We start from the raw sequence: 14953 nt of genomic DNA on the forward strand, positions 1-14953 counted from the left end.
GGTCGTATTCCGCGACTCTCTTTATTACCTGTTTTGTCTTCATTGGCACTACTCCTGCTTTTTTGAGTAGTGTCAACTTTTTTCAGTATAAGACACCTGACAACGAGTTAGGTCTTCCTTGACGGGGCGTTACCCCGGAACAAGTCCGGGGCAGGCTCATGGCGGCAAACTCCTCATACCCCATACCTCAAAGCGGCGTAGCCGCGACCCCATACCTCATTCTCCATAGTCTGTTTTTTACTAAATTTGTGCCGTAAAAATTAAAGGAATAGCTATGTCCGAAATAATGACTTCTGCGCAGGTGCGCGAATCTTTCATCAAGTTCTTTGAATCCAAGGGCCACCTCTTTGTGCGTTCTTCGCCGGTGGTTCCGCATGACGACCCGACGCTCATGTTCACGAATGCGGGCATGAACCAGTTCAAGGCCATCTTCCTGGGCGACAATCCGAAGGGCTGGAAGCGCGTATGCAACAGCCAGAAGTGCCTCCGCGTGTCCGGTAAGCACAACGACCTCGACGTGGTGGGCCGCGACAACTACCATCACACCTTCTTCGAGATGCTTGGCAACTGGAGCTTCGGCGACTACTACAAGAAAGAAGCTATCGCCTGGGCTTGGGAACTTTTGACCGAAGTTTGGAAACTCCCGAAGGAACGCTTGTTCGCAACAGTCTATCAGGACGATGACGAAGCCTGGCAGATTTGGAAGGACGTGTCCGGCCTCCCGGATGACCGCATCATGCGCTTTGACGCCCACAGCAACTTCTGGGAAATGGGCGACACCGGTCCGTGCGGCCCCTGCTCCGAAATCCACTACGACCGCGGCGACCTCGCTACGCAGGCCGAAACGTTCAAGGACCCCATCAAGGGCGTGAACGGCGAAAACGACCGCTATATTGAAATTTGGAATAACGTGTTCATGCAGTACGAACGCGTGAGCGATGGCAGCCTCATTCCGCTGAAGGCGAAGAACGTCGATACCGGTATGGGCTTCGAACGTATCTGTGCTATTCTTCAGGGCAAGACCAGCAACTACGACACCGACGTGTTCACCCCGATTATCGCAAAGATTGCTGAACTCTCTGGCGTTCCGTACAACGATGGCGAAGCCGGCACCCCGCACCGCGTGATTGCCGACCACATCCGTGCAATCTCCTTCGCTATTGCCGATGGCGCCTTGCCGAGCAACGAAGGCCGTGGCTATGTGCTCCGCCGCATTCTCCGCCGCGCTAGCCGCTTTGCCCGCCTGCTGGGCCAGAAGGAAGCCTTTATCTACAAGCTGGTGCAGGTGCTCGCCGACACGATGGGCGACGCCTTCCCGGAAATCCGCGAACGCAAGGAATTCGTGGCAAGCGTCATCAAGAGCGAAGAAGAAAGCTTTATCCGCACGCTGGACGCCGGCCTCGAACGCTTTGCCGGCATCGTGGCTGAACTCGGCGACGCAAAGACCGTGCCGGGTGACAAGGTGTTCTTGCTCTATGATACCTATGGATTCCCGCCGGACCTTACTGGCATTCTCGCCGAAGAAAAGGGCCTTACGATTGACGAAGAAGGCTACAACAAGTGCATGGAAGAACAGAAGGCCCGCGCCCGCGCCAACATGAAGCAGGGCATCAATACGATGGGTACCGAAGGCTGGACGCAGTACAGCGAAGAAAGCACCAAGTTCGTGGGCTATGAACTTTCCGCTTGCGAAACGAAGGTTGTGCGCTGGCGTGAAGACAAGGGCGTTTTGAGCATCGTGCTCGAAACCTCTCCGTTCTATGCCGAAATGGGTGGCCAGGTCGGCGACAAGGGAACGCTCGTTTCTGCAGACCTGGAAATTGACGTGTTCGACACCGTGAAGGTGAACGACACCGCCCTCTGCCGCGGTAAGGTGAAGAAGGGCACGGCAAATGAAGAAACGATGGGTAACCTGTTCATGGCTACCGTCGATAACGACCGCCGTAACGACATTCGCAAGAACCACTCCGCCACTCACTTGCTGCAGGCCGCTCTCCGCCAGGTGCTCGGCACTCACGTGCAGCAGCAGGGTAGCTTCGTTTCCAACGAACTCCTCCGCTTCGACTTCAGCCACTTCAACGCGATGACCGCCGAAGAAATCCAGAAGGTGGAAGACATCGTGAACGCGAAGGTCATGGAATGCCTGCCGGTCAACACCCAGGTGATGGGGGTTGATGAAGCGAAGGCAAGTGGTGCCATGGCTCTGTTCGGCGAAAAGTATGGCGACAAGGTCCGCGTCGTGAAGATGGGTGACGCTGGCGTCGAATTCTCCCGCGAACTTTGCGGTGGCTTGCATGTGCAGAACACCGGTAACATCGGCATGGTGAAGATTGTTTCTGAATCTAGCGTGTCTGCTGGCGTGCGCCGTATCGAAGCCGTCTCTGGCCGTGGCGCGCTCTCGCTGCTCCGTGCCGGAACGCAGATTTTGACGGCCCTCCGCGAACAGCTTCGCTGCAAGGACGCCGAAGTTCTCGACCGCATTCAGCAGTCTTTCGCTAAGACTCAGAACTTGGAAAAGAGTCTGCAGTCCGTGAAGTTGGAACTTGCGACCCTCGCCGCTGCCGAACTCCTGAACGGCGGCATCAACGTGGCTGGCGTGAATCTTTACGTTCGCGAACTTTCTATCCCCGATGAAAAGTACAAGGACTTGCTGGACGGCGTTCAGAACAAGCTCGACACCGACAGCGTCGCCGTGATTGCGAACAAGGGCGAAGGCAACGGAAGCATCGCCGTGATGGTGGGCAAGAACGTTCAGGCCAAGGGCATCAAGGCCGGCGACCTCGTGAAGGACCTCGCCGCTGCTTGCGGTGGCCGCGGCGGTGGACGCCCGGACCGCGCTCAGGCTGGTACCAAGGAAGTCGACAAGATTGCCGGTGCCATCGCGAACGCCAACAACTGGATTAGAGCGAAGCTGGGTGCTTAATTAAAGTGTTTTGCGCGGAAACAAACCGCGCGACAATAGCATGTCATCCCCGCTTTTTTGTCATGCCCGCGTAGGCGGGCATCTCCTGTTTTTAGAAAATAAGTTATTTTAGGGTTTAGAAATTCATGAGTGAATTAAAGCCCGAAGAAGAAGCACGCGTATTGATAGATGAAAAGCTCGCCACTGCCGGTTGGGCCGTTGTTTCGCGTTCTGAGTATTCAGAAAAACAAAATGCGCAAGCCGTCATGGAAGCTATCACAATAGGGAAAAAAGAAGCCGATTACATTTTATTCTTGGATGGCAAAGCTATCGGCGTATTGGAAGCAAAACGCGCAGAAAATAATTTAGGAACTCAGGTAGCAGATCAAGTTGCTGGTTATTCAATCGGGCTTCCATCTTGGTGTCAAACTTGGTCTACGCCTCTACCATTCCTTTTCATGAGCAATGGAGACAAGCTGCTGTTCTGCGATCGAAGGAATTTCGCTGCTGGAGAGCCTCTGGAGTTCCTTGAACTTAAAAAGATGTTCACGCCGAAAGAAGTCGCAATTCGTGCAGAACTTAAATCTGAATTTGCAAAAATGCCTGCGGTCCCCGCAGTGCAGACGAAGGCCAAAGCAGGTTTGCGCCAGTGCCAGTACGATGCAATTTGCAACTTGGAACTGAGCTTTAAGCATGGCAAGAAAAAGGCTTTGATTGTCCTTGCAACGGGTGCTGGTAAAACATTTACCGCATGCACAGCGGCGTATCGTCTGCTCAATTATACCCCGGCTAAAAAAGTCTTGTTCCTGGTGGACCGCAACAACCTTGGCAAACAAGCCGAAGGCGAGTTCGGGACATACAAGCTTACGGAAACAGGAATTCCGTTTAGTGATGAGTATGTCGTTCAGCGTCTCCACAACGTGAAGGATATCGAAAAGTCCCATGTGGTGATATCTACCATTCAGCGTCTTTATGCTGTTTTGACCGGGCAAACCTTTGTTGATACCGACGATGACGAATCAGAACTTGATGGCGACTCCACAAACGATCAGTCCTCCGTAAGCATTGAACTTCCGCAAGATTTGAAGGTTGCAAGAGATACCTTCGATTTGATTATTGTGGATGAATGTCATCGCTCCATTTATGGCAAATGGAAACAGGTGCTCGATTATTTCAATACGGCTCGTGTTGTTGGATTGACTGCTACTCCGACTGAAGAAGCTTACGCGTTCTTCAACAAGAATACGGTGGTAGAATACACCCTCGAAGATTCTATCCGCGATGGCGTGAACGTACCCCCGCGTGTATTCCGCATCAAGACTTTAGTCAGTTCGCAGGGCGGGACAATCGGTCAGGGCGAACACGTAGAGCGCATTACGCTCTTGGATGGTTCCAAGCAAAAGAAAATTCAGAAAGAGGACCAAAAGTACGAAAGTACCGAATTAGACCGCAGTGTAGTGAACCCGGCACAGATTAGGCTCGTAGTTGACTCCTTTAAGCAAGCCATTTATTCGTCGCTTTACCCGGAACGTTTGAGCGATGACCCTGTCCGCAATTGGAAATATATTCCCAAGACGCTTTTCTTTGCAAAGACCGACAGCCACGCCGATAACATCGTTGATGCCATCAAGCAGTCCTTTGCCGTTGAATTTGAAAAGGTGGGGCTCAAGCTCCCCGAAAAGTTCGTGCAGAAGATTACATGCAAGGCAGGGAATTCCAATCAGCTGATTTCCGATTTCAGGAACGAGAAGGAATTTCGCATTGCGGTGACGGTGACGCTTGTGGCGACCGGTACGGATGTGAAACCTTTGGAAGTCCTAGTGTTCATGCGCGATATCAATTCCGCCGTACTTTACACGCAGATGAAGGGTCGCGGTTGCCGAACGATGGACGATGACAAGTTCCAGCTTGCAACACCGAACGGAACGAGCAAGGATTGTTTCTATTTAGTCGATGCGGTTGGTGTTACCGAACACGAAATGAAGCTTCCGGGTGCGACTAGCGATGCGGAATTTCACAAGACCTTGGGACTCGAAAGATTGATGGAACGCCTGGCCCATGGCGAAGTTCCTGATGAGCACTTGAATTTGTTTGCGGGTTATCTCTCGAAAATAAACAACAAGGCAGAACAGGAAGATTTGAGCGAAGTTAACAAGTTGCTGGCGACCACATCCCTGTATTTCTTTGTAAGTCGAATTTATGATGCCCTCACAGGTAAGAACGAATTCTCGACGCATCCTTTACCGGAATACAAGGACATCAACGACGCTAACATTGAACGCAGGGAGTTGATTTCTGCGGTCATCAACAATGTCAAGGTTCGTAAGGTTCTCCTTGAAATCAATCGTGGCTTTATCAAGATTCAGCATGAAGGCACTGATAGTCTAGTATACTCCGGTTTCAGCATTGATGAATCTAAAAAGTATGCGGAAATCTTTAAGGATTTTATTGAGCAGAATCGTGATGAAGTGGAAGCTCTGCGCATTATCTACAACAGCGAAGATGTTGCCATTACCTACGAAATGCTCTCGGATTTGAAGCGCAAACTCGAAAAGTTCAATCCGATGCTGAACGAGAAGAATCTTTGGACTTGCTACAAGACATTGTCCGTGAATAAAGTGGGTAAGGCCAGAAAAGTAAAGGACCTGGAAAAGGACGAAGTTGGCCTTTTGACGAACCTTATACAGTTGGTGCGTTACGCTTTGGGGCAAAAAGAGTCGCTTTATTCATTGCAAAGCACTTCTGCCAGCCTTTTTGAATTATATTGCGGTCAAAATCAACGCGTGTTAAACGAAGATCAAAAGCAGGTGCTTAAGAGGATTGCTCAATATGTTGTGCAGAACGGTTGCGTCTCGGCGCCAATCTTGATGCAGTACGAAAAACCTCTATTCTTGCAGGCGGCAAAACTCTTCGGCCCGCAAAATGTTAATACCGAAATCCAGAACCTGACAAAGTTCATGTTCCAGTAAAGAAAGATGAAAAAACAGATTGAAGTAAAATCCGAAACGACATTGACGAAAAAGGTCTGGAATATGGCCGATGTGCTTGCGGCTGCCGGCGTGGGCTTTACCGACTACATTATCCAGCTGACTTACTTGCTGTTCCTGAAGATGGATGCAGAAAAGGAATCCTACGGACTCACTAGTGCTATTCCCAAGGGCAACCGCTGGAAAGATTTGCTTTCTCTTGACGGTCCGGATTTGCAGGCGAAATACGAAAAAATTCTTGAAACGCTCAAATCCAAAGACGGCCTGATTGGCGCAATCTTTACCGAAGCGCAGAACAAGATTCAAAAGCCCGCCATGCTTAAAAAGCTCATCAACATGATTGATGAAGAAAACTGGTTCAGCATGGAAGGCGACATCAAGGGTGCTATTTACGAAAGCATTCTTGAAAAGAACGGACAAGATAAAAAGAGCGGTGCAGGGCAGTATTTTACTCCGCGTCCGCTTATTAACGCCATGGTCGATGTCGTGGCTCCGAAAATTACGGAAACCGTTGCAGACCCTGCTTGTGGAACAGGTGGCTTTTTGCTTGCCGCGTACGATTACATGAAGCGCCAGAGCAACGATATCGAAAAGTTGAAGTTCTTGCAGACAAAGGCTCTTAGCGGTAATGACATCACGCCTTTGGTGGTGACCTTGGCGAGCATGAACCTTTACTTGCACGATGTCAGCCCGGATACGACTCCTGTCAAGTGCGTTGATTCCTTGGAACACGAACCTGAACATTTGGTGGATGTTATTTTGGCGAATCCGCCTTTCGGAACGCGTCCGGCAGGTAGCGTGGATATTACCACCATGCGTACCGACTTGATTGTCACGACGACCAACAACCAGTTGAATTTTTTGCAACACATGATGCTAATGCTCAAGGATGGTGGCCGTGCGGGCGTGGTGTTGCCGGATAACGTTCTCTTTGCAGATGGTGCGGGTGAAACTCTCCGCAAAAAACTTTTGACCGAGTTCAACCTCCACACAATCCTCAGGCTCCCCACGGGAATTTTCTACGCGAACGGCGTGAAGGCAAATGTGCTTTTCTTTGTCAAGGGAAGCCCCACCAAGGAAACTTGGTTCTATGATTACCGTACAGGCGTCAAACACACGCTTGCGACAAGACCCCTGAAACGCAGCGATCTTGATGATTTTGTGAATTGCTACAATGCAAAGAACATCGCTAAACGCAAAGAAACTTGGAGCGAAGAAAACCCGACCGGGCGTTGGCGCAAGTATGATGTCAAGGAACTCCTGGCCCGCGACAAGACGAGCCTCGACATAACTTGGATTAAGGACAAGGACGATATTGAAGACGTGACGCTTGCCGACCTTTTGGCAAACATCAAGGATGAAGCGAAGGAAATTGCTGCCCACTCCGAAAAACTCGCCAAGATGCTCAAGGGAATCGACGGATGAACACGAAACTCCTGAAGCAAAAAATCCTTGACCTCGCCATTCGCGGAAAGCTCACGCAACAACTCAAAAGCGACGGCACCGCTCGTGAACTGTTAGAACAGATTTCTTCGAAGGTCTCGTCATCCTCCTCTACACTGTCATCCCCGCGTAGGCGGGGATCGCCTTCTTCGTCTGCAGCAAAAACGATCATCCCCCTCGACAAAAGCGAAGCCCCCTTTGAAATTCCCGCAAATTGGGAATGGGTGAGACTGGGGGATGTATGTGATATTTCTTCAGCCAAAAGGGTTTTAAAAGAGGATTGGAAGGATTCTGGAATCCCCTTTTATAGAGCACGAGAGATAGCACAACTGGCAAATGGAGAAAAGGTAAAAGACGATTTATTTATAACTAAAGAACTATACGAATCTTTAAAAAGACAATATGGTGTTCCCCAACCTGGAGATATTTTAATGTCTGCTGTTGGGACAATAGGAAAAACATATATTGTTCAGAAAAATGATTGTTTCTATTATAAAGATGCTAGCGTCATTTGCTTGAAAATAAGATCTTTGAACATATCGCCAACTTTCCTAAAAATATTACTTGCAAGCGATTTTTTGCAGAAACAAATGTATGCTAATTCTAGCGGAACAACGGTTGATACAATAACAATATCTGTTGCTCAAGAGTACTTTTTTCCGCTCCCCCCCTTTGCGGAACAACAACGTATTGTCGCAAAAATTGAAGAAGCCTTCGCCGAAATCGATGCAATCGAAAAGAACAAGGAACTTCTCAAAACCCATATCAAGCAAACCCGCCAAAAAATCCTTGACCTCGCCATTCACGGCAAACTCGTTCCCCAAAACAAATCCGACGAACCCGCCAGCGTTTTGTTAGAACGAATAACACGTGATAACCCCCATTATGAGAAGATGGGTTTAGACGAAAGACGAGAGACGAAAGACGAGAGAGATTCTAACTACAAACGTCATTCCCGCGAAGGCGGGAATCTCCTTGCCCCAATAAGCAAAGATGAAATTCCGTTTGACATACCCGAGAATTGGGTTTGGTGTAGACTTAAGGATATCGCTAATTACGGAGAATGCGACAATGTTGAAGTAAAACGTATTCCTGAAACAGCTTGGATCTTAGAGCTTGAAGATATCGAAAAAGATTCAGGGAAAATACTCCATTTTTTTTCAAAATCGGAACGTCAAATAAATGGTGTAAGGCATCAATTTGAAAAAGGTGATGTACTATACTCAAAACTTAGAACTTACTTAAACAAAGTTTTGGTAGCTTCCAATGATGGCTATTGTACTACAGAAATAATGCCTATAAAAACGACATTTATTTCCAACCATTATTTATGCATGGTGTTGCGCTCTAGATATTTTCTAGATTACACAGCAATGTGCGGGTATGGCGTAAAAATGCCTCGTCTAAGTACAAACGATGCAAAAAACGGCCTAATTCCACTCCCTCCGCTTGCTGAGCAAGCTCGAATTGTTGCGAAGATTGAGGAATTGTTTTCTACGCTAGACCAAATGGAGAGAAATCTCGTCTAACGATTTAAAGATTTCTTCTATCTTATCCACGATTCTTTTCTGCTCTGCCAACGGCGGGAAAGGAATTGTATATCCTTGCGCAACAGATATTGTTATCGTATCCACCGTTGTTCCGTTGGAATTGGCGAACATTTGTTTTTGCAAGTAATTACTAGAAAAAAGCATTTTTAAATATTTTGATGAAATGTCTGCATGTTTTTTCTTTAAACAAATAACACTTGCGTCTTTGTAATAAAAACAATCGTCTTTGTTCACAATATATGTTTTTCCGATAGTCCCCACTGCTGACATCAATATATCACCCGTTTGAGGAACTCCATATAAATCTTTCAGTGATTCATACAATTCTTTGGTTATGAACAAATCGTCTTTTACAATTTCACCATTGGCTAACTGAGCGATTTCTCTAGCACGATAAAAGGGTATTCCTGTTTCTTTCCAATCTTCCTTTAGAACTCGCTTTGCAGACGAAATTGTACATATATTCCCCAACTTTACCCACTCCCAGGAATCAGGGATTTCAAAGGGAATATCGATCAACTTCTCATAATGGGGGTTATGCCTTACATTTTTTTTCAGGAAAAATTCCAAACCTCTTGACAAATTTTCAAAATAGTGTATATTTGTGCAGTAACCCGTTTTTTATAGCATGTAAACGGAGTGAGGTAGTATATGAGCAAGCAGAATGTGTCGACTTTTACCGCATCAAAATTAGTCGGTAAACTCTATTTTTCCCTAATTTCTAGTATCAAAATGCCGCAAATTTGCTCAATTTGCGAAAAAAGTGCTTATTACATGGCGGAAAGTGGGGTGAAAGGTGCACTTTCCGCAGTGCAATCGGGCATTTTTGGCGAAATTCGCTCAATTATCGGGCGTCATGAGGAGAAAAAAGTTCTCCAAAGGTGTGTGGATAGTGAAAGAGCTGAGTTTGTCGCGATATATGGTCGCAGGAGAATCGGCAAGACTTTTCTGGTAAAGCAGTTCTTTGAAAGCTCGTTTGATTTTTATACGACTGGAGTCTATCAGGTCTCTCGTTCTGAACAATTGAAAAATTGGCAAAAGCAATTACTGAAATACAGTAAACAGAGAAGGAACACGCCTAAAGATTGGTTTGAGGCTTTTGATCAGCTTCAAGAGTATCTGCAATCCTTAAAAAAGGAACGGTTTGTCGTTTTTATTGATGAATTGCCTTGGCTCGATACTCCCAAATCGAATTTCCTAAAGGCTCTTGAAATGTTTTGGAACAGCTGGGGTTCTGATTGCAATCGACTAAAGCTGATTGTTTGTGGCAGCGCCACAACCTGGATGATTAATAAACTGCTAGGTGATAAGGGCGGTTTGCACAATCGTGTGACAATGCCGATTTGCCTTTCTCCGTTCACCTTGCACGAAACAAGTCAATACTTGACTTATATGGGCTTTGACTGGTCCGATATGGAAGTTATCGAGACTTACATGGTATTGGGTGGAGTTCCTTATTATTTGTCTCTGTTGAGCCCCTCTTTAAGTTTGCGGCAAAATATAGACAACCTATTTTTTAAGCGTAACGCGGTGTTAAAAACGGAATATGACTTCCTTTTTAACTCGCTTTATAGCGAGGCACAAGCATACAAGAAAGTTGTGGAACTTTTATCGTCAAAAATGATTGGCATGACTCGTAGCGAGATGATGTCGAATCTTAAACTTTTGGACAATGGTTTTTTCTCGATAGTTCTTGATAACTTGGAAAAATGCGATTTTATTCGGCATTATCTATCTTTCGGAAAAAGAAGAAACGAAGCGTTATACCAGCTGACGGACATGTTCACACTGTTCTTTGTGCGGTTTGTCAAGAATTATAACGGCATGGATGAAAATGCCTGGAGTCATTTGCCCGATGGCAAACGCAATGCTTGGCAAGGTTACGCTTATGAACAGGTTTGCATACACCATATAAACCAAATAAAAAAAGCTTTGGGCATATCAGGGATTGCAAGTGATGTTTGCTCATGGACTAAAAAAGGAGAGAACGGCGCACAGATAGATTTGGTTATTGATCGGATCGATAGGGTGATTGACTTATGCGAAATCAAGTATTGCGATCGACCGTTTGAAATCAAAAAAGATTATGCAGATTGGCTTAAAGAACGACGTGATATTTTTAGAGAGAATGTGCGAACGAACAAGACTTTGCACCTGACCATGATTACCCCCTTTGGATTGGCTAAAGGGAAATATGAATCCTGTGTTCAAGGATGTGTGACGGCAGCAGACCTTTTTCAATAAGGAGAGGAGATACTTGCGATGGATTGTTTCGTTTTCTACCTTGCAGAAAGACCTTCGTTTTACCAGTATCTGGAAGGGCAGAACCTTGCTGTCAATACGATGGATTCGTATTGCTGGACAGCGGACTTCTTCAAGTCGCATTTCGGGCGGTTCGGTCGCAAGTCGCTTGCGGATTACAAGAATTTTCTTCTCGAAAATTTTAAACCAAAGACGGTTAATTTGCGGATTCAAGGTATTAACAAGTATTTGGATTTCGCAGGCAAATCGAAACTCCGCGTCAAGAATGTCAAGGTTCAGCAGAAAAGTTTTCTGGAAAATGTTATCAGTAATGCGGATTACCAATTTTTGAAAACGAGTCTATTGCAAGATGGTCAGACCAAGTGGTATTTTGTTGTGTGGTTTCTTTCGGCTACGGGTGCCCGCGTGGGGGAGCTTGTGAAACTCAAGGTGGAGCATGTGGAGTGCGGATATTTCGATATCTACGGGAAGGGCGGAAAGTTGCGGCGGCTCTACATTCCTGAAACTTTGCAAAAAGAAGCTTTGAAATGGCTTGCGAAGGATGGACGGTCGAGTGGATACCTTTTCTTGAATCGTTTTGGCAAGCAAATTACCCCGCGGGGGATTGCCTCACAACTGAAAGCGTTCGCAAAGAAGTATGGCCTAGATGAAGCCGTTGTTTATCCTCATTCGTTTCGCCACCGCTTTGCTAAGAACTTTTTGGAAAAGCGAAACGACATCGCTTTGCTTGCCGATCTTATGGGGCACGAACATATTGAAACGACACGTATTTATTTGCGGCAAACTGCAAGCGAACAGCGTGAAGTCGTGAATAAGGTGGTGACGTGGTAGAACTTTTTTTTGTGTAATTTTACTTGACCACAATTCTCTGCATCAGACTCTTGGAGCCGTCGCGCACGCGGACTACGAATAAACCTTCGGAAAGTCCGCTGAGTTCGACGGCCTTTTTTACGTTCTTTGCGCTAAATACTGGGCGGCCTTGCACGTCGAACACGTTGACCTTGGCGGCAGTGGCGCCTGCAATGGAGAGCGTGCGACCGCTGAGGTACATCGAAAGGGTGCTCGTGCCGGCAATGCTCTTGATTGCTTCAGAGGAATCTCCGCAATTGCCGTCGCATGGCGCGTCAAATAGAGAATCTGGATACGGTGATTTTACTTCAGATGCCGGGTGAGCCTTGAGGCTGACCATAATGCTATCGTAGGCGGGCTTCGGCTTGTATTGTTTGTCGTAGAGCAGTCCTTCGGTCTTGCCTTGCTGCTCGTCGAGCCAGCTGTGAGCATCGGTGAGTCCCCAAATCACGAATTCGCCCATGTTCGGTTCTTCGAGGAAAACGTCCATGAACTGGCGGTACAGATGCCCTTGCTTCTCGTAGTCTGCGGCGGTGAGTTTGCCTGCGGATCCTTTCGGGAACCCGATGTCAAGTTCGGTGATGTTTAATGTAACGTCCAATTCTGCGAGAGCCTTGGCAAATGCGCGAACGTTCTGCGGCGTGGTTTCGTGGGCGATTTCGATATGTGTCTGCGTGCCTACGCAAGTAATAGGAATGCCATTTGCCTTCCAGCGCTTGACCTGTTCCAATACAAAGCCCGCCTTGGAACCATCGTTAATGCCCCATTCTACGGCGTAGTCGTTGTAGCAGAGCTCTGCATCGGGGTCGGCAGCATGCGCCCATACGAATGCGGAATCCAGGAATTCAGGGCCAATGCCTTCGTACCACACTGAACCGGTAGAACGCCAGTCGTGATTGTAGTCGTCGTTAATGGCTTCGTTTACTACGTCCCATTCGGCGACTTTTCCCTTCCAGTGGCCGACCACGCTGTCAATGTGGTTCTTGAGTACGCTGAGCAACTTTTCTTTTTTACCGCTGTAGTTGTTCACCCAGCCGGGGACTTGGCTGTGCCAGGCGAGGGCATGACCACGTACGCGGAGCCCGTTGGCCTGGGCGTATTCGACCATCTTGTCGCCTTTCGTGAAGTTGAATTCGTTTTCGCGCGGTTCGGTGGCGTCGAACTTCATTTCGTTTTCGGCTACCACTACGTTGAACTGGGTCTTGTGAATTTCTTCGAATTCCGGTTCGATGGCGTCGTTGAACCATTCGCTGTTCAGAATGGTACCGATAAAGCGGTGGCGTTCCTTGGCGAGGTCTCGAATGGTTTCGTCGGCAACGGCGTTGGAAAATCCTGCACCGATAAGAGCTGCGCTAAATACAATGCGCGAAAATGACAGAGTATGTTTCATAAATTCCTCTATCATCCCAGTACACCGTCGCTAAAGATAATAAAAAGGGCTAGGAAATCAATCCTAGTCCTTACTTGTTTGAGATATTGTAGCAAATTACTTGATGGTGACTCTCTGCATCAGACTCTTAGAACCGTCGCGCACGCGCACCATGTAAAGTCCCCTGGAAATTCCTTGCAATTCCACGGAGCCCTTCACATCCTTTGCGCTGAATACCGGGCGGCCCTGCATGTCGAACACGTCGACCTTGGCGGCGGTGGCGCCTGCAATAAATAGCGTGCGGCCAGAGAGGTGCATCGAGAGGCTGCTCATGCCGGCAATGCTCTTGATTGCGATTGTGGAATCGTTCGATGTCGTATCAGTCTTGGTCGTATCCGTTTTAGTCGTGTCGGTTTTCGTAGTGTCCTGCTTTGTCGTATCCTGCGGCGGTTCATACGTTTGGAGTCTCACCAGAATGCTGTCGAAAGCTGGTTTCGGTTGCAGGTTATCGTCGTAGATAAGGCCCTTTTGCCTGTTCAGGCCGCCAAGCCAGCTCCATTTATCGGACACGCCCCAAATCAGGTAAGTGTCTGCATTCGGTTCTTCAAGAATGATGTCCAGGTACTGGCGGAAAGTCTGCCCCTGGCGTTCAAGGTCGCTCTTGCTCACGTTAATGCCGCTCTTGAATCCGATATCGAGCTCGGTGATTTTCAGCTTGACGTTGAGCTTTGCAAGTTCCTTGGCAAGCGAGCGGAGACTGTCCGGCGAACCGATAAAGTGCTTGTCGGTGGTGGTGTCTTCCACGTGGGTCTGCGAACCTACGCAATGGATAGGAATGCCGTTTGCGACCCACCGCTTCACCTGTTCCAGCAAGAACCCTGCCTTGGCTTTCGGGTTGACCCCCTGTTCGAGGTTGTAGTCGTTGTAGCAGAGTTCCGCGTTGGGGTCGGCGGCGTGCGCCCACACGAAGGCGGAGTCTATGAATTCGGGGCCGATTCCCTGGTACCACACGGAATAGGTACGCCATTGGGGTTCGTTGTTGCTGATGGCCTCGTTCACCACGTCCCATTCGTCCACCTGGCCTTTCCAGTGCCCGACCACGTTGTCGATGTGGTTCTTGAGAACGGAGAGCAGTTTCTTTTTGTCGTTCTTGTAGTTGTTCACCCAGTTCGGGACCTGGCTGTGCCAGGCGAGTGCGTGGCCGCGGACGCGCATGCCGTTCTGCTTTGCGTACCTGACCATCTTGTCGCCGTTGTTGTAGTTGAACCTATTCTCGCTAGGTTCGGTTGCGTCGAACTTCATCTCGTTTTCGGCAACGACGATGTTGAACTGCGTCTTGTGAACTTGTTCGTAGTTTCCGGGGAGGCCGCCGCCAAACCACTGCGAGTTCAGAATGGCGCCGATATAGATGTTGTTTTTGTCTGCCAGTGACCTGAGTGTTTCATCTGCAGCGACGGCACTTGTGAGGCCTGCACCGAGAAGGGTCGCGCACAATGCGAAACCCGCAATGGAATGATTGCTCATCATTACTTCTCCTTATTTTATCGCCCCACACGATCACTCGTGTATAAAATAATCAAAAATGACTGCA

At 48.0% G+C, this 14953-nt stretch carries 9 protein-coding genes; 6 read left to right on the top strand and 3 right to left on the bottom strand.

Annotated features, from left to right (window positions below):
• The first annotated feature begins 274 nt into the window (after nt 1–274).
• From alaS to BUC02_RS12525, 4 genes are all read left to right on the top strand, one after another.
• On the top strand, nt 275–2923 hold the full coding sequence (gene alaS, locus BUC02_RS12510; protein ID WP_073323030.1) for an alanine--tRNA ligase: 2649 nt from the start codon (nt 275–277) through the stop codon (nt 2921–2923).
• Nucleotides 2924–3048: 125 nt separating this feature from the next.
• Nucleotides 3049–5871 carry a DEAD/DEAH box helicase family protein gene (locus tag BUC02_RS12515; RefSeq protein ID WP_073323032.1) on the top strand — a complete coding sequence of 941 codons (2823 nt, stop codon included), beginning with the start codon at nt 3049–3051 and terminating at the stop codon, nt 5869–5871.
• Nucleotides 5872–5877: 6 nt separating this feature from the next.
• Nucleotides 5878–7314, top strand: a complete 1437-nt coding sequence (locus BUC02_RS12520; RefSeq protein ID WP_073323034.1) for a type I restriction-modification system subunit M — start codon at nt 5878–5880, stop codon at nt 7312–7314.
• Nucleotides 7311–8861, top strand: a complete 1551-nt coding sequence (locus tag BUC02_RS12525; protein WP_073323036.1) for a restriction endonuclease subunit S — start codon at nt 7311–7313, stop codon at nt 8859–8861. The genes BUC02_RS12520 and BUC02_RS12525 overlap by 4 nt, the downstream gene beginning before the upstream one ends.
• Here BUC02_RS12525 and BUC02_RS12530 read toward each other — a convergent pair.
• The gene (locus BUC02_RS12530; protein WP_073323038.1) at nt 8832–9452 is read right to left on the bottom strand and encodes a restriction endonuclease subunit S; all 621 of its coding nucleotides are present in this window, start codon (nt 9450–9452) and stop codon (nt 8832–8834) included. The genes BUC02_RS12525 and BUC02_RS12530 overlap by 30 nt on opposite strands.
• 81 nt (nt 9453–9533) lie before the next feature.
• Between BUC02_RS12530 and BUC02_RS12535 the strand changes: the two genes are divergently transcribed.
• Nucleotides 9534–11126, top strand: a complete 1593-nt coding sequence (locus BUC02_RS12535) for an AAA family ATPase (protein ID WP_217653084.1) — start codon at nt 9534–9536, stop codon at nt 11124–11126.
• Nucleotides 11127–11144: 18 nt separating this feature from the next.
• Complete coding sequence (locus BUC02_RS12540; RefSeq protein ID WP_073323040.1) at nt 11145–11975, top strand: tyrosine-type recombinase/integrase; 831 nt, start codon at nt 11145–11147, stop codon at nt 11973–11975.
• A 19-nt stretch (nt 11976–11994) separates the two neighbouring features.
• Here BUC02_RS12540 and BUC02_RS12545 read toward each other — a convergent pair whose 3' ends face one another.
• Both BUC02_RS12545 and BUC02_RS12550 read right to left on the bottom strand, forming a co-directional pair.
• Nucleotides 11995–13383 carry an endo-1,4-beta-xylanase gene (locus BUC02_RS12545; RefSeq protein WP_073323042.1) on the bottom strand — a complete coding sequence of 463 codons (1389 nt, stop codon included), beginning with the start codon at nt 13381–13383 and terminating at the stop codon, nt 11995–11997.
• Nucleotides 13384–13479: 96 nt separating this feature from the next.
• On the bottom strand, nt 13480–14889 hold the full coding sequence (locus BUC02_RS12550) for an endo-1,4-beta-xylanase (RefSeq protein ID WP_254794217.1): 1410 nt from the start codon (nt 14887–14889) through the stop codon (nt 13480–13482).
• Nucleotides 14890–14953: the final 64 nt, after the last annotated feature.

The organism is Fibrobacter sp. UWOV1, from assembly GCF_900142495.1.
Lineage (GTDB): Bacteria > Fibrobacterota > Fibrobacteria > Fibrobacterales > Fibrobacteraceae > Fibrobacter.